This is a genomic window from Streptomyces sp. NPDC097640 (genome assembly GCF_040302705.1).
Lineage (GTDB): Bacteria > Actinomycetota > Actinomycetes > Streptomycetales > Streptomycetaceae > Streptomyces.
Genome location: NZ_JBEOSB010000017.1, coordinates 70,224 through 85,786, shown reverse-complemented (window position 1 = coordinate 85,786; position 15,563 = coordinate 70,224). Strand labels below are relative to the sequence as shown.

Annotated in this window: 16 protein-coding genes; 8 read left to right on the top strand and 8 right to left on the bottom strand. The window is 71.8% G+C overall.

The features are described 5' to 3' along the window. Positions 1-29 precede the first annotated feature (29 nt). The 5 genes from acs (at position 30) to ABTY62_RS47535 (ending at position 5,414) form a co-directional block, all read left to right on the top strand. Entirely contained in the window at positions 30-1,991 is a 1,962-nt protein-coding gene (gene acs, locus ABTY62_RS26110; RefSeq protein ID WP_352131854.1) for an acetate--CoA ligase, read from the top strand. A 191-nt stretch (positions 1,992-2,182) separates the two neighbouring features. After that, positions 2,183-3,574: a Na+/H+ antiporter NhaA gene (nhaA, locus tag ABTY62_RS26105; protein WP_352131853.1), complete on the top strand. Its 1,392-nt coding sequence runs from the start codon at positions 2,183-2,185 to the stop codon at positions 3,572-3,574. 120 nt (positions 3,575-3,694) lie between these two features. Further along, on the top strand, positions 3,695-4,156 hold the full coding sequence (locus ABTY62_RS26100; protein ID WP_311727061.1) for a phage holin family protein: 462 nt from the start codon (positions 3,695-3,697) through the stop codon (positions 4,154-4,156). Next, complete coding sequence (locus ABTY62_RS26095) at positions 4,153-5,079, top strand: alpha/beta fold hydrolase (RefSeq protein WP_352131852.1); 927 nt, start codon at positions 4,153-4,155, stop codon at positions 5,077-5,079. The genes ABTY62_RS26100 and ABTY62_RS26095 overlap by 4 nt, the downstream gene beginning before the upstream one ends. A 128-nt stretch (positions 5,080-5,207) precedes the next feature. Next, positions 5,208-5,414, top strand: a complete 207-nt coding sequence (locus ABTY62_RS47535) for a hypothetical protein (RefSeq protein WP_502997521.1) — start codon at positions 5,208-5,210, stop codon at positions 5,412-5,414. Between the two features lie 66 nt (positions 5,415-5,480). Here ABTY62_RS47535 and ABTY62_RS26090 read toward each other — a convergent pair whose 3' ends face one another. The 3 genes from ABTY62_RS26090 to nth are packed head-to-tail and all read right to left on the bottom strand — an operon-like array spanning position 5,481 to position 8,404. Then, the gene (locus ABTY62_RS26090; RefSeq protein ID WP_352131851.1) at positions 5,481-6,680 is read right to left on the bottom strand and encodes a MarP family serine protease; all 1,200 of its coding nucleotides are present in this window, start codon (positions 6,678-6,680) and stop codon (positions 5,481-5,483) included. 12 nt (positions 6,681-6,692) lie between these two features. Beyond that, positions 6,693-7,379 (bottom strand): NUDIX hydrolase, encoded by a 687-nt coding sequence (locus ABTY62_RS26085; RefSeq protein WP_502997520.1) that lies wholly within the window; start codon positions 7,377-7,379, stop codon positions 6,693-6,695. Then, entirely contained in the window at positions 7,376-8,404 is a 1,029-nt protein-coding gene (gene nth / locus ABTY62_RS26080; protein ID WP_352131850.1) for an endonuclease III, read from the bottom strand. The genes ABTY62_RS26085 and nth overlap by 4 nt, the downstream gene beginning before the upstream one ends. Positions 8,405-8,652: 248 nt before the next feature. Between nth and ABTY62_RS26075 the strand changes: the two genes are divergently transcribed. Further along, positions 8,653-9,327, top strand: a complete 675-nt coding sequence (locus ABTY62_RS26075; protein ID WP_003981529.1) for a Crp/Fnr family transcriptional regulator — start codon at positions 8,653-8,655, stop codon at positions 9,325-9,327. Positions 9,328-9,451: 124 nt separating this feature from the next. Here ABTY62_RS26075 and ABTY62_RS26070 read toward each other — a convergent pair whose 3' ends face one another. From ABTY62_RS26070 to ABTY62_RS26060, 3 genes are read right to left on the bottom strand one after another with little or no spacing between them, the layout of a single operon-like run. Next, positions 9,452-10,282 carry an MBL fold metallo-hydrolase gene (locus ABTY62_RS26070; protein ID WP_352131849.1) on the bottom strand — a complete coding sequence of 277 codons (831 nt, stop codon included), beginning with the start codon at positions 10,280-10,282 and terminating at the stop codon, positions 9,452-9,454. Beyond that, positions 10,279-11,169, bottom strand: coding sequence for an NUDIX hydrolase (locus tag ABTY62_RS26065; RefSeq protein ID WP_352131848.1), 891 nt, complete (start codon positions 11,167-11,169; stop codon positions 10,279-10,281). The genes ABTY62_RS26070 and ABTY62_RS26065 overlap by 4 nt, the downstream gene beginning before the upstream one ends. A 60-nt stretch (positions 11,170-11,229) precedes the next feature. Continuing rightward, positions 11,230-12,612, bottom strand: coding sequence for an RICIN domain-containing protein (locus tag ABTY62_RS26060; protein ID WP_352131847.1), 1,383 nt, complete (start codon positions 12,610-12,612; stop codon positions 11,230-11,232). A gap of 279 nt (positions 12,613-12,891) precedes the next feature. On the opposite strand from ABTY62_RS26060, the gene ABTY62_RS26055 reads away from it, so the two are divergent. Next, positions 12,892-13,686, top strand: a complete 795-nt coding sequence (locus tag ABTY62_RS26055; RefSeq protein WP_352131846.1) for a VOC family protein — start codon at positions 12,892-12,894, stop codon at positions 13,684-13,686. Between the two features lie 132 nt (positions 13,687-13,818). Here the strand turns inward: ABTY62_RS26055 and ABTY62_RS26050 are convergent, their stop codons facing one another. Next, positions 13,819-14,283: a RidA family protein gene (locus tag ABTY62_RS26050; protein ID WP_311727050.1), complete on the bottom strand. Its 465-nt coding sequence runs from the start codon at positions 14,281-14,283 to the stop codon at positions 13,819-13,821. Next, the gene (sp36, locus tag ABTY62_RS26045) at positions 14,280-14,441 is read right to left on the bottom strand and encodes a Sp36 family protein (protein ID WP_014178397.1); all 162 of its coding nucleotides are present in this window, start codon (positions 14,439-14,441) and stop codon (positions 14,280-14,282) included. The genes ABTY62_RS26050 and sp36 overlap by 4 nt, the downstream gene beginning before the upstream one ends. Before the next feature lie 71 nt (positions 14,442-14,512). Here sp36 and bagA point away from each other — a divergent pair, with 71 nt between their 5' ends. Continuing rightward, positions 14,513-15,490 carry an ATPase BagA gene (bagA, locus tag ABTY62_RS26040; protein ID WP_352131845.1) on the top strand — a complete coding sequence of 326 codons (978 nt, stop codon included), beginning with the start codon at positions 14,513-14,515 and terminating at the stop codon, positions 15,488-15,490. The last annotated feature ends 73 nt before the right edge of the window (positions 15,491-15,563 follow it).

Sequence of the window (15,563 nt, the reverse complement as noted above, 5' to 3'; positions counted from 1 at the left end):
CAACGGTCACCCTGGGAATGGGAGATGTCGTGAGCAACGAAAGCCTGGCCAACCTTCTTCGGGAGGAGCGTCGCTTCGCGCCCCCCGCCGATCTGGCCGCGAACGCCAACGTGACAGCGGAGGCGTACGAGCGGGCGAAGGCTGACCGCCTGGGCTTCTGGGCCGAGCAGGCCCGTCGGCTGACCTGGGCCGCCGAACCGAGCGAGACGCTGGACTGGTCGAACCCGCCGTTCGCGAAGTGGTTCGCCGACGGCAAGCTCAACGTGGCGTACAACTGCGTCGACCGCCACGTGGAGAACGGGCTGGGCGACCGGGTGGCCATCCACTTCGAGGGCGAGCCCGGCGACACCCGAGCCCTCACCTACGCCGAGTTGCAGCGCGAGGTCTCCCGGGCGGCGCACGCCCTGACCGAGCTCGGGGTCCAGGCCGGTGACCGGGTCGCCATCTATCTGCCGATGATCCCGGAGACCGTGGTCGCGATGCTGGCCTGCGCCCGTATCGGCGCCCCGCACTCCGTGGTCTTCGGCGGCTTCTCGGCCGACGCTCTCGCCACCCGCATCCAGGACGCCGACGCGCGCGTGGTGATCACCGCGGACGGCGGCTACCGCCGCGGCAAGCCCTCCGCGCTCAAGCCCGCCGTCGACGAGGCCCTGACCCGCCCCGGCACCGACAAGGTGCGCAATGTGCTGGTGGTCCGCCGCACCGGCCAGGAGGTGGCCTGGACCGAGGACCGCGATGTGTGGTGGCACGAGCTGGTCGACCGCCAGCCGGACCAGCACACCCCCGAGGCGTTCGACGCCGAGCACCCGCTCTTCATCCTCTACACCTCGGGCACGACCGGTAAGCCGAAGGGCATCCTGCACACTACCGGCGGCTATCTCACCCAGATCTCCTACACCCACCACGCCGTCTTCGACCTCAAGCCGGAGTCGGACGTGTACTGGTGCACGGCGGACGTCGGCTGGGTCACCGGCCACTCGTACATCGTCTACGGACCGCTGTCCAACGGCGCGACCGAGGTGCTCTACGAGGGCACACCGGACGCCCCGCACCAGGGCCGCTGGTGGGAGATCATCCAGAAGTACGGCGTCACGATCTTCTACACCGCCCCGACCGCGATCCGCGCCTGCATGAAGTGGGGCGACGACATCCCGGCCAAGTTCGATCTGTCCTCGCTGCGCATCCTCGGCTCGGTCGGCGAGCCGATCAACCCCGAGGCATGGATCTGGTACCGCAAGCACATCGGGGCGGACCGCACGCCCGTGGTCGACACCTGGTGGCAGACCGAGACCGGCGGGATGATGATCAGCCCGCTGCCGGGCGTCACCGAGACCAAGCCCGGTTCGGCCCAGATCCCGCTCCCCGGCATCTCCGCCACCGTCGTCGACGACGACGCCAACGAGGTGCCGGACGGCTCCGGCGGCTACCTCGTCCTCACCGAGCCCTGGCCGTCCATGCTCCGCACCATCTGGGGCGACGACCAGCGCTATCTGGACACCTACTGGTCCCGCTTCGCCAACCGCTACTTCGCCGGCGACGGCGCCAAGAAGGACGACGACGGCGACATCTGGCTGCTCGGCCGGGTCGACGATGTGATGCTGGTCTCCGGCCACAACATCTCGACCACCGAGGTGGAGTCGGCACTGGTCTCGCACCCCAAGGTTGCCGAGGCCGCGGTCGTCGGGGCGACCGACCCCCAGACCACCCAGGCCATCTGTGCCTTCGTCATACTGCGCGGCGGCGCGGCGGAGGACGACGACCTGGTCGAGGAGTTGCGGGCGCATGTCGCCAAGCAGCTCGGCCCGATCGCCAAGCCCAAGCGGATCCTGCCGGTGGCCGAGCTGCCCAAGACCCGCTCCGGCAAGATCATGCGGCGGCTGCTGCGCGATGTCGCCGAGAACCGCGCCCTGGGCGATGTCACCACGCTCACCGACTCCTCCGTCATGGATCTCATCCAGGCCAAGCTGCCGACCGCCGCCAGCGAGGACTGACCGGGGTACACGAGCGGAGGGCGCCCGGTTCGGCCGGGCGCCCTCCGCGCATTCCGGATAGGGTGGGAAGCCGTCGCGTAAAGAGCGCGACAAGAACAAGGTTTCAGGGGCGCGCCGGGAAGTCTGGTCGGCACACAGCACACGTGTGTCCGCATGGGGATACACCCGACCGACTCAGGAGGCCTCCGCCCGTGGCCGCGCCCTTCCGCCGCAAGTTCCTCGGACGTCTGTCGCTGCCCGAGCGGACCTTCGTCGTCGACGCCCTGCGCACCGAAACCGTCGGCGGCGTCATCCTGCTGGTCGCCGCCCTGGCCGCGCTGCTCCTCGTCAACACCCCGCTCAGCGGGTTCTATCAGCACATCAGGGACTTCTCCTTCGGCCCCGACGCGCTGCATCTGCACCTTTCGGTCGCCTCCTGGGCCGCAGACGGCCTGCTCACCGTCTTCTTCTTCGTGGCCGGCATCGAGCTCAAGCGCGAGCTGATCGCGGGCGAGCTGCGCGATCCCCGGGCGGCCGCGCTCCCCGTCGTGGCCGCGATATGCGGCATGGCCATGCCCGCCCTCGTCTATGTGACCGTGGGGGCGGTCGGCGGCGGGAACCTCAGGGGCTGGGCGGTGCCCACCGCCACCGATATCGCCTTCGCCCTCGCCGTGCTCGCCGTCATCGGCACCGCGCTGCCCGCCGCCCTGCGCGCGTTCCTGCTCACGCTCGCGGTGGTCGACGACCTCGGCGCGATCCTGATCATCGCGATCTTCTACACGACGCATATCAATTTCCTCGCCCTCGGCCTCGCCTTCGCCGGCCTCGTCGTGTTCTGGACCCTGCACCACAAGGGCGTCCGCGGCGCCTATGTCTATGTCCCGCTGGCCTTCGTCATCTGGGCGCTGATGCACGCGAGCGGGGTGCACGCCACGGTCGCGGGCGTGGCCATGGGCCTGATGCTGCGCTGCACCGTGCGCGAGGGCGAGGAGCGCTCCCCCGCCGAGCGCGTCGAGCACCGGATGCGCCCGCTGTCGGCCGGTCTCGCCGTCCCGCTGTTCGCCTTCTTCGCCGCCGGGGTCCCGGTCTCCGGTGGCGCCGTCGGGCAGGTCTTCTCCCGCCCGGAGACGCTCGGCGTCGTCCTCGGCCTCGTCGTGGGCAAGGCCGTCGGCGTCTTCGGCGGCTCCTGGCTCGCCGCCCGCTTCACCAAAGCGACCCTGAACGAGGACTTGGCCTGGGCCGATGTGTTCGCGGTCGCCTCGCTCGCCGGAATCGGCTTCACGGTCTCGCTGCTCATCGGTGAGCTGGCCTTCCCCGGCGACCCCGCGCTCGCCGCCGAGGTGAAGGCGGCGGTGCTCATCGGCTCGCTGATCGCCGCGGTCCTGTCGGGCGTCCTGCTGAAGATGCGCAACAACACCTACCGCAGGCTGTGCGAGGAAGAGGAGCGGGACGAGGACCATGACGGCATCCCCGACGTCTATGAACTGGACAGCCCCGAGTACCACCTGCGCATGGCCGCCATCCACGAGGCCAAGGCCGCCGAGCACCGCCGACTTGCCGAAGTGGCCGCTGCGGCCGACTCCGGTGACGATCGTCCGGCATGATCTGAGAGGCTTGACGACCGCGGAGTAACACAGCAGATGTGGACGACGCATCAGCAGGACATGGCGAACGCGTATGACATACGGGACGCGTAAGACGTGCGAGAGCAGAGGGAGATGGCGATGAGCGCAGCCGACGACGGCGGCAACCGCAGCCTCGGCCAGCTGGTGGCCACGGCGACCACCGAACTGTCCGCGCTGGTGCACGACGAGATCGCGCTGGCCAAGGCCGAATTCAGGGACAGCGCCCGGCGCACCCTGTTCGGCAGCGGCGCGGCGATCGTGGCCGGGGTGCTGCTGCTGTTCTCGCTGCCGGTGCTGAGCTTCGCCCTCGCCTACGGCCTGCGCGCCTGGACCGGCCTCGGCCTCGCCTGGTGCTTTCTGATCGTGGGCGGCATCTACTGGCTGCTCGCCGCGATCCTCGGCGCACTCGCGCTCGCCAAGTTCAAGCGGGTCAAGGCGCCGAAGAAGTCCGTGGCCTCGGCCAAGGAGACGGCTGCCGTCCTGGGGAGCGTCAAGCCGCACCCGCGTGCCGCGTCCAATGGCGGCCGCCCGGCACGGGATGTGACACGCTCGTCGGCATGACGGCCCCTGACACCTCCGCCTCGGTCGTACGGCTCGACGGACCCTGGACCCATCGGGACGTCGCGGCCAACGGTGCGCGCTTCCACATCGCCGAGCTGGGTGACGGCCCGCTGGTCCTGCTGCTGCACGGCTTTCCGCAGTTCTGGTGGGCATGGCGGCACCAGCTGACCGCCCTGGCCGACGCCGGGTTCCGCGCGGTGGCGATGGATCTGCGCGGGGTGGGCGGCAGCGACCGCACGCCCCGGGGCTACGACCCGGCCAATCTCGCCCTCGACATCACCGGGGTGGTCCGCTCGCTCGGCGAGCCCGACGCCGCGCTCGTCGGCCATGACCTGGGCGGATATCTCGCGTGGACGGCCGCGGTGATGCGGCCGAAGCTGGTCAGGCGGCTCGCGGTGGCCTCGATGCCGCATCCGCGGCGCTGGCGCTCGGCCATGCTCAGGGACGTCAAGCAGAGCGCGGCGAGCAGCTATATCTGGGGCTTCCAGCGGCCCTGGCTGCCCGAGCGGCAGCTGACCGCGGACGGCGGAGCGCTGGTCGGGCGGCTGCTCCGGGACTGGTCGGGGCCGCGGCTGCCCGAGGACGAGGCCGTGGAGACCTACCGGCGGGCGATGACCATCCCGTCGACGGCGCACTGCTCGATCGAGCCGTACCGCTGGATGGTGCGATCGCTGGCGCGCCCGGACGGTTTCCAGTTCAACCGGCGGATGCGGCGGCCCGTGCGGGTGCCCACGCTGCATCTGCACGGGTCACTCGACCCGGTGATGCGTACGCGCAGCGCGGCGGGGTCCGGGGAGTATGTGGAGGCGCCCTATCGCTGGCGGCTCTTCGACGGCCTCGGGCACTTCCCGCACGAGGAGGACCCGGCCGCCTTCTCCACCGAGCTGATCAACTGGCTCAAGGACCCCGAGCCCGATCGCTGAGGCCGCACGGCGGACGGGCCACAGCCGTACGAACATGTGTTTTTCGAACGGCCACTTGCCTGGAGCATAGGCCAATTGCCGCAGCCGCGGGCGATTACGGACCATGGGCCCCGGGCAGAGACCCATGTATGGGCTGGACGCACGACTACCGTGACGCACCAAGCGACCGCGGCTCCGAAGCCGCCGCTGCTGCCAATACCGCGCTGAGCGTTCCCGAGCGGGGCGGTCCCGGGCCTTCCGCAGGCCATGACCCCGATATGGGAATCCCGCGCATTATCCGCCGCAGGGCCCGCTGGGTCTCGGCCCGGCTGCGCCATCCACGCGGTCGCCAGTAGCAACCGTCATGCGGTGTGGCCGCGAGGTCACTCACGGCCACACCGCTGACGCATCGGGGTCGGCTGCTACAGCGCACATCCCTTGGTGTCCACCGGGGTCTGGGCCGTGCGCCCCTTCACGACGTCCTCGTGCACCTCGTCCGCGGTCAGCGCGTACCCGGTGTGGGCGTCGTCGAGGGACTTGGCGAAGACCACGCCGTACACCCTGCCCTGCGGGGTGAGCAGCGGGCCGCCGGAGTTGCCCTGCCGCACGGTCGCGTACAGGGAGTACACATCGCGCTGCACGGTGCCGTTCTGGTAGATGTCCGGGCCGTTGGCATCGATACGGGCGCGGACGCGGGCCGCGCGCACATCGAACGCGCCGTTCTCCGGGAATCCGGCGACGATCGCGCCGTCTCCGGTGCGCGCGTCGCCCTCGGCGAACTTCAGCACGGGCGCGTTGAGCGAGGGCACATCCAGAACGGCGATGTCGCGCTTCCAGTCGTAGAGCACGACCTTCGCCTTGTAGAGCCGACCCTCGCCGCCTATCTGCACGGTCGGGTCGTCGACCCCGCCGACGACGTGCGCGTTGGTCATCACCCGGTGCTGCGCGAAGACGAAGCCGGAGCCCTCCAGGATCTTGCCGCAGCTGGGGGCGGTGCCGACCACCTTCACGATGCTCTGCTTGGCGGCGGTGGCCACCGGGCTCGCGGCGAGCGCGGGGTCCGGCGCGGGCACCGAGGTGATGGGCTCGTTCGCGAAGGGCGAGAAGACCTGCGGGAAGCCGTTCTGCGCGAGCACCGAGCGGAAGTCGGAGAACCAGGTCGTCGCCTCGGCCGGGAGCACCCGGGAGACCCCGAGCAGCACCTTGGAGTCACGGACCTCCTTGCTCACGGTGGGCAGCGAGGCGCCGGCCAGGTTGTAACCGAGCAGCCAGGCGACCAGCAGCATCGCCACCACATTGACCAGCGCGCCGCCGGTCGCGTCCAGGGCGCGCGCCGGTGACCAGGTGATATGCCGGCGCAGCTTGTTGCCCAGGTGGGTGGTGGCGGCTTGGCCGACCGAGGCGAACACGATCACCAGCACGACCGCCATGACCGCGCTGAAGGTGCCCGGCGACGCCCGGTCGGTGGCGCCGTCCCAGATCACGGGCACCAGATAGATCGCGACGAGGCCACCGCCGATGAACCCGAGCACGGACAGAACACCGACGATGAAGCCCTGGCGGTATCCGATGATCGCGAACCACACGGCGGCGAGCAGCAGCAGGATGTCCAGCACATTCACCCGGACACCGTCTCATGCACGCCAGTCGAGCGGGACGCGCTTGTCATGGTTCCAAGGTCTTTCCCAGCCCGCGAAGTGCAAGATCCGGTCGATCACCCCGGCCGTAAATCCCCAGACCAGCGCCCCTTCCACCTGGAAGGAGGGGCCGGTGTGGCCGCTGGGGTGGACGGTGGTGGCCCGATACGCGGGATCCGTGAGATCCGCCACGGGCACGGTGAAGACCCGGGCCGTCTCGGCGGGGTCCACGGGCCGGATGGGGCTTGGCTCGCGCCACCAGCCGAGCACCGGGGTCACCACAAAGCCGCTGACCGGGATGTACAGCCGCGGCAGCACCGAGAAGACCTGCACCCCCGCCGGGTCCAGGCCCGTCTCCTCCTCGGCCTCGCGCAGCGCCGCGCGCACCGGACCCGCGCCGTTCGGATCGCCGTCCTCCGGGTCGAGCGCGCCCCCGGGGAAGGAGGCCTGGCCCGCGTGCGAGCGCAGCGAGCCGGCCCGCTCCAGGAGCAGCAGCTCGGGCCCGCGGTCGCCCTCCCCGAACAGCACCAGCACGGCGGAGGGGCGGCCGCCGCCCCGGGCGGGCGGCAGAAACCGGCTGAGCTGCCGGGCCTCCACCGTCTCGGCGGCGCGGGCCACGGGCATCAGCCACTCGGGCAGGCCGTCGCTGGTCACGCCGGCCACGCCGCCGTATGTGCTCGTCACTCGGCGGCTCCCAGCGGGGCGGTGGCGTCCGCCGGGGCGGTGGCGTCCGCCGGGGCGGTGGCGTCCACTGGGGCAGTGGCGTCCACTGGGGCAGTGGCGTCCACTGGGGCAGTGGCGTCCGGCGGAGCCGTGGCCCCCAGCGGGGCGGCGGCCCGGCCCGGATAGCCGGCCGGCGGCCGCAGCCGCTGCCCGGGCTGGCCGCCCATCTCGTACTTCAGCAACTTCTTCGCCTTGTCGGGATCCGTCTCGCCCTCCCCGTACGACGGGCACAGCGGGGCGATCGGGCAGGCGCCGCAGGCGGGCTTGCGCGCATGGCAGACGCGGCGGCCGTGGAAGATGATCCGGTGCGAGAGCATCGTCCACTCGCTCTTGGGGAAGAGCGCGGCGATCTCCGCCTCGACCTTCTCCGGATCCTCCTGGGCGGTCCACTTCCAGCGCCGCACCAGCCGCCCGAAGTGGGTGTCCACGGTCAGGCCGGGCACCCCGAAGGCGTTTCCGAGCACGACATTGGCTGTTTTTCGCCCCACGCCCGGCAGCGTCACCAGGTCGTCCAGGCGGCCCGGCACCTCGCCGCCGAAGCGGTCCCGCAGCGCGGCGGACAGGCCCAGCAGGGACTTCGCCTTGGCCCGGAAGAAGCCCGTCGGCCGGATCAGCTGCTCCAGCGCCTCGGGGTCGGCCGCGGCCATGTCCTCGGGCGTCGGGTAGGCGGCGAACAGGGCGGGAGTGGTCTGGTTGACCCGCAGGTCGGTGGTCTGAGCGGACAGGACCGTGGCGACCAGCAGCTGGAACGGGTTCTCGAAGTCCAGCTCGGGGTGTGCGTACGGATACAGCTCGGCGAGCTCTCGGTTGATCCGGCGGGCCCGGCGGACGAGCGCGAGCCGGGATTCGGGACGAGCGCCGGAGGCTTCACGCGGTCTGGGGGCAGCGGTGGCAGCGGCACCCGCGGCATTGGCTGCTTTTGTCCGCTTGATTGTTTTGTGCGGATTTGCCGTTTCCGTCGCCTCGGCGGACCCTTGTTCGCCCACAGCGGAATTACGAGGTGCGCTCACCCGTCCGGCCCCCTTGCCCCGTGCTGTCACCGGCCTATTGGACACCCAGCCAGCCTAAGCCCCGGCACTGACATACGCTCCGACCACCCGAAAGAGCCGCTCAATCGGACCCCTGCCGTACAGTGCCGCAGGCAGGTGCGTCAAACTTGTGATTGATCGCACTGTTTTACCGTCCGGCATCATGGGGACGTCGGTCCCCTGTGCATGTCGACAAGGAGAGTCTCGTGGACGACGTTCTGCGGCGCGCCCCGCTTTTCGCGGCGCTCGATGACGAGCAGGCCGCTGAGCTGCGCGCCTCCATGGGAGAGGTCACCCTCGCGCGCGGTGACGCCCTCTTCCACGAAGGGGACCCCGGCGACCGCCTGTACGTGGTCACCGAGGGCAAGGTGAAGCTCCACCGCACCTCTCCCGACGGCCGCGAGAACATGCTGGCCGTGCTCGGCCCCGGCGAGCTGATCGGCGAGCTGTCGCTCTTCGACCCCGGCCCGCGTACCGCCACCGCCACCGCCCTCACCGAGGTCAAGCTGCTCGGCCTGGGCCACGGCGACCTCCAGCCGTGGCTGAACGCCCGGCCCGAGGTCGCCACGGCGCTGCTGCGCGCGGTCGCCCGGCGCCTGCGCAAGACCAACGACCAGATGTCCGACCTGGTCTTCTCCGATGTCCCCGGACGCGTGGCCCGCGCCCTGCTGGACCTCTCACGCCGCTTCGGTGTGCAGTCGGAGGAAGGCATCCACGTCGTCCACGACCTCACCCAGGAGGAGCTGGCCCAGCTGGTCGGCGCCTCCCGCGAGACGGTCAACAAGGCGCTCGCCGACTTCGCGGGCCGCGGATGGCTCCGGCTCGAGGCGCGCGCGGTGATCCTGCTGGACGTCGAGCGGCTGGCCAAGCGGTCCCGCTGAGGCACACGCCGTACGTCGTACGCCGTATATGAGGAGGGCCCTCGCGAGGGCCCTCCTCGTACGTCCGCGTGCGGGACCTCAGGGCCCTGGCAACCCGGCACCCCTGTCACCCCGGCACCCGGCGTCAGATCAGCCCGTGCTCGCCCAGGTAGTCCAGCTGGGCACGGACCGACAGCTCGGCCGCCGGCCACAGAGACCGGTCCACGTCCACGTACACATGCGCCACGACCTCCGCGGGCGTGCGGTAGCCGCTCTCCACGGCCGTCTCCACCTGCGCCAGCCGGTTGGCCCGGTGCGCGAGGTAGTACTCCACCGCGCCGCGCGCGTCGTTCAGCACCGGCCCGTGCCCCGGCAGCACGGTGCTCACCCCGTCGTCCACCGTCAGCGAGCGCAGCCGCCGCAGCGAGTCCAGATAGTCGCCGAGCCGACCGTCCGGATGCGCCACCACCGTCGTGCCGCGCCCCAGCACCGTGTCGCCGGTGAGGACCGCGGCGTCGGCCGGGAGGTGGAAGGACAGCGAGTCGGCCGTGTGGCCGGGCGTGGGCACCACCCGCAGCTCCAGCCCGCCGGTGGTTATGACGTCGCCCGCGCCCAGCCCCTCATCCCCCAGCCGCAGCGCCGGGTCCAGGGCCCGTACGCGCGTACGCGTCAGCTCGGCGAAGCGCGCCGCGCCCTCGGCGTGGTCGGGGTGGCCGTGGGTGAGCAGCGTCAGGGCGATCCGCTTGCCCGCCCGCTCCGCCGTGGCGACGACCTCTTTGAGGTGCGCGTCGTCGAGCGGGCCGGGGTCGATGACGACGGCCAGGTCGGAGTCCGGCTCGGAGACGAGCCAGGTGTTGGTGCCGTCGAGCGTCATGGGGGACGGGTTCGGCGCGAGGACGCACAGCGCCCGCTCGGTGGCCCGGCCGCCGATCCCGCCGCCTCGCGGCTGGCCGGGCAGGGCCGCTGCGTACGTCATCCGGTCGCTCCTCCCGTGGGGCCCGTGGGGATGTGCTTGGTGAACTCGTCATGGCCCGGCCAGCTCAGCACGACCTGGCCGCCCTCCAGCCGCGCCTGCGCCAGTACGGGCGTGAGATCCCTGCCCGGGGCCGCCGCCAGCACGTCCGTGACCGTGCCGTACGGCTCCAGGTCGCGCAGGGTCGCGATGGTCGGCGGCATCATCAGCAGCTCGCCCCGGTCGTACCCCGCGGCCGCCTCGGCGGGCGGGATCCAGACCGTGTGGTCCGCCTCCGTCGAGACGTTGCGGGTGCGCTGACCGCTCGGCAGGGCGGCCACGAAGAACCAGGTGTCGTAGCGGCGCGGCTCAAACTCCGGGGTGATCCAGCGCGCCCAGCCCCCGAGCAGGTCCGAACGGAGCACGAGCCCGCGGCGGTCCAGGAATTCGGCGAAGGACAGCTCCCGGTCGACCAGCGCCGCGCGGTCCGCGTCCCACTCCTTGCCGGTCGTGTCCGCGACAACGGTGTCCGGCGTCGGGCCCGCGAGCAGCACGCCCGCCTCCTCGAAGGTCTCCCGGACCGCCGCGCACACGATGGCCTGGGCCGCCGTCCCGTCGCCCTCCGCGAGGCCCAGCCGCAGCGCCCACTCCCGGCGCGAAGGCCCGGCCCAGGCCACCTCGCGCTCGTCACGCGGGTCCACCGAGCCGCCCGGATAGGCGTAGGCCCCGGCGGCGAAGGCCATGGACGTCCGTCGGCGCAGCATGTGCACGGCGGGGCCCTCCGCCCCGTCGCGCAGCAGCAGCACGGTGGCCGCCCGGCGCGGGGGCACCGGGGTGAGTTCGCCGTTTGCCAGCCGCCGGATGCGCTCCGGCCAGTCGGGCGGATACCACTGACCATTCGTAGTGGACATGGCCGGATGCTATGCGCTGGCGCGCTGATGTTCGAGGGGCCCGGGGGGTGACGCGCCGCCTCAGGGCGCGGTGAAACGGAATGCCTGGTCCGCCGCGCCGGTACAGGCGGTCTGAATCGCCTCGGCGCCCTCCGTACGGGGCGACTGGATCCCGACGCACAGCCCGCTGTGGACGGGGCGCAGCCGGAATCCGCCGTGGGACGGCTCCAGCCGGAACTTCCTGTTGTCCGCGTCTGAGCACCTGTCCGGGTAGAGCAGGGCGCCCTGGTCCTTCGCGCCCCCGTTGACGGTCAGGCAGCCGAGGCCTTTATTTGGGTCGGGATGGTCCCACTGGATGCGGTAGACGCCGTCGCCGACCGCGTCCAGCGACACGCGGGGCAGCGGGACGTCGGCGCATGGCATCTGGGCGGCGATCTCATCACTCTGGGGGTTGCCGCGTTCCCGGCCCTCGCTGATGCAGAGGTCGGACGCCGAGACGGGATGGATCCGTGTCGGGCCCGCGGCGGGCAGGCGGGGCTTGGAGCCGGTGGCCGTGGCCGTCGGGCCGGGCTTCGACGAGGAGGCGTCGCGGGTCGGGGACGCGGGCGCGGTGTCGTCGTCGGCGATGGGCTCCTTGGTGCCCGGCGTCTTCGAGGTGTCGGCGGTGTCGGAGGTGTCCGAGGTGTCGGAGCTCTTCGAAGGCGAGGCGGCGTCCGTGGACGGGCCGGCTCCGGCCCCGGACCGGGCGTCGGGGCCGGAGCCGTCGGAGCCCGAGAACGGCCCGTAGGCCAGCAGTAGCACCCCGACGGCGGCGGACAGCCCGACCGCGAGCGTGGGCAGATACCGTCTTCGCCACGCCAAGCCGGATGTGGGCTCCGCGGGTGCCGACCCGGGCTCCTTGCCGGAGGCGAGCACCTCGGCCCCTTCGGCCGGACGGCTGATCTCATGCCTCCGCTCGGCCGGGTCGGCCGACGGTGGGCCATGGAGCGGTGTGACGGCCGGTGTGGCGGCTTCGGAGGCCCGGGGCCCGGCGGCGCCGACAGCGGCATCGGCATCGGGCTCCGGGGCCGCCTCGGACGCGGCTACGGAGGCTGCGGCAGGCCCCGCGGCGGGAGCGGCCCCTGACACGGCTCCTGATGCGGCTCCTGACATGGCTTCTGACGCGGCGGGAGACTCGGACCCCGACGTGGCTATGGACAGCCGCCGACGGGCCGTCAGCCAGGAGGCCACGGTCTCCTCGTCCCCGCCGCACGCCCGTACGAACGCGGCGAGAAGCTGCTCCCTGGGCAGGTCGTCCCGGCTGAGCGCCCCCGAGATGGTCGCGCGCGGCAGCACGTCCCCGGCCGCCTCCGCCTTCCGTTCCAGCTGGCGATAGCTCAGGTCGGACCAACTGCGCAGCTGCCGCATCGCGACAACGAACTCGGCTGCGGTACGCGCCGCCTTCGGGTCAGGCCCCGTCTCCATGACCGCTCCTATGCGCTCGGGCTGTCCAAGCAGCCTAATCCGAACGCGAGTTGGCCAGGGCATGTCTATGGGCATGTTCATGCGGGATCGGTCCCCCTCGTCTCAGAACGGGCCTCGCGGCGGCCCATGAAGGAGCCTTTTCGGCGCCGTGCCGTCCGGCAACAGCTCCCGGCGTCCCGGACAGTCCGGGATTGTCCGGTTGTCCCCGCCACAGGCGTCGGAGAGCGAATGTCAGTGGCGGGTGTCACCCTGGATGCACCGGTCGAGAAGGGAGGCGCCATGATCACCACAGACTTTGTGCCCGGCTCGCCGTGCTGGATCGATCTCGGGGCGCCCGATGTCGCCGCCGCGGCCCGCTTCTACGGCTCGGTCTTCGGCTGGCAGCTCGAACCACCGGAGCCGGAGGCGGACGGATACGCCGTCTTCCGGCTGGGCGGGAAGAGCGTCGGCGGCCTGGGCCCGCTCACCCAGGCGGGGGCCCGCTCGGCCTGGATGATCTACTTCCTGACGCCCGACGCCGAGGCCACGGCAGCGGCGGTGGAGCGGTCCGGCGGCTCGATAAGGGTCGCTCCGCTCGATGCGGACGGCGAGGGCCGGATGGCGCAGCTCACGGACCCGCAGGGCGGCCAGTTCGCCGTCTGGCAGCCGGCGACGGTACGCGGCCTGGAGGTGGCGGACGCGCCGGGCTCCCTGTGCTGGACCGAGCTGTACACGACGGACGCGGCCGCCGCGAAGGAGTTCTACGGCTCCCTCTTCGGCTGGCAGACCCAGGACACCCCGCTGCCGGGCGACGGGGGGACGTACACGCTGGTCACCCCGGCCGGCCTGAACCCTGACCGCGCGCAGGGCGGCATCATGGGGCTGTCCGCGGATCACCTGGCGCTGGCCGGCGGCCGGCCGTACTGGCACCCGGTGTTCGCGGTCGCCGACTGCGACGCCACGGTCGCCAAGGTCACCGAGGGCGGCGGCAGCGTGCAGATGGGCCCGGTGGACATGCCGGACGTGGGGCGGCTGGCCGTCTGCCTCGACCCGTCCGGCGCGGACTTCGTGGCGCTCGCCCCAACGACTGGCTGAGCCCAACGGCCGGCTGAGCCCGACGGAGCGCGCCAACGAAGCGCGCCCAGGAATCCCGCCCACGAAGGCGAGTCGGGCAGGGCCCTGGACCCTGCGGTCCCGTGGCCCTGTCCTGACCTGACCTGGTCGGACCTAGTCCGCGACCTCGACCTGGATCTCGACCTCGACCGGCGCGTCCAGCGGCAGCACCGCCACGCCCACGGCGCTGCGGGCGTGCACCCCCGCCTCGCCCAGCGCCTCGCCGAGCAGCTCGCTCGCGCCGTTGATCACGCCCGGCTGCCCGGTGAAGTCCGGCGCCGAGGCCACGAAGCCCACGACCTTCACGACCCGCACGACCTTGTCCAGGTCACCAATGGCCGACTTGACCGCGGCCAGGGCGTTCAGCGCGCAGACGCGCGCCAGCTCCTTGGCCTCCTCCGGCGTCACCTCGGCGCCGACCTTGCCGGTCACGCCGAGCTTGCCGTCGACCATGGGCAGCTGGCCCGAGGTGTAGACGTACGAGCCGGAGCGGACCGAGGGCACGTACGCGGCCAGGGGCGCCACGACCTCCGGCAGGGTCAGGCCCAGCCCGGCGAGCTTGTCCTCGACCGCGCTCATGCGGCCTTCTCCCGCTTGAGGTAGGCCACCAGCTGCTCGGGGTTGTTCGGCCCGGGCACGACCTGGACGAGCTCCCAGCCGTCCTCGCCCCAGGTGTCCAGAATCTGCTTGGTGGCGTGTACGAGCAGCGGTACGGTCGCGTATTCCCACTTGGTCATAGGCCGACTGTAGTGCCTGTCTGCCGGGGCCTGGTGCGTAGCCCGGACGACGACTGGTTAGGCTCCCCACTGTGAGCAGGCTCCATGTCGTCAGTGGCAAGGGCGGAACCGGCAAGACCACGGTCGCCGCGGCACTCGCGCTGGCCCTCGCGACCGACGGCAGGCGAACCCTGTTGGTCGAGGTCGAAGGCCGCCAGGGCATCGCGCAGCTCTTCGAGACCGAGGCGCTGCCCTACGAGGAGCGGAAGATCGCCCGCGCGCCGGGCGGTGGCGAGGTGCACGCGCTCGCCATCGACCCCGAGTTCGCGCTCCTCGACTACCTCCACATGTTCTACAAGATGGGTTCCGCCGGCCGGGCGCTGAAGAAGCTCGGCGCGATCGACTTCGCGACCACCATCGCCCCCGGGCTGCGCGACGTGCTGCTGACCGGCAAGGCGTGCGAGGCGGTGCGCCGCAAGCGCAAGGACGGCCGCTTCGTCTACGACTCCGTCGTCATGGACGCGCCGCCGACCGGCCGGATCACCCGCTTCCTGAACGTCAACCACGAGGTGGCGGGGCTCGCCAGGACCGGCCCCATACACAATCAGGCGCAGGCCGTGATGCGCGTCCTGAAGTCCCCCGAGACGGCGGTCCACATGGTCACGCTGCTGGAGGAGATGCCGGTCCAGGAGACCGCGGACGGCATCGGGGAGCTGCGTACCGACGGGCTGCCGACCGGCGGGGTCATCATCAACATGGTGCGGCCCGCGGTCCTCGACCACGCGGCCGTCGACACCGCCGCCAACGGTCAGCGCGCCGCCGTCGCCAAGGCCCTGTCCCAGGCGGGGCTGGGCGGGGCGCGGCGCGGCGGGCTCGCCGAGCGCCTGGTCGATCCGCTGCTGGCGCAGGCCCGCGAGCACGCGGAGCGGGTCGCCCTGGAGCGGACGCAGCGGGCTGAGCTGACGGACCTCGGGCTGCCCATGTACGAGCTGGAGCTGCTCACCGACGGCATCGACCTGGCCGGCCTGTACCGGCTCGCGGCGGATCTGCGCAAGCAGTGGCCGATGTGACCCGCACGGCGACCCGTACGGCGACCCGTACGGCTGTCGAACGGGCCGTGCGGGTGCCGCGGCGGACACAGGC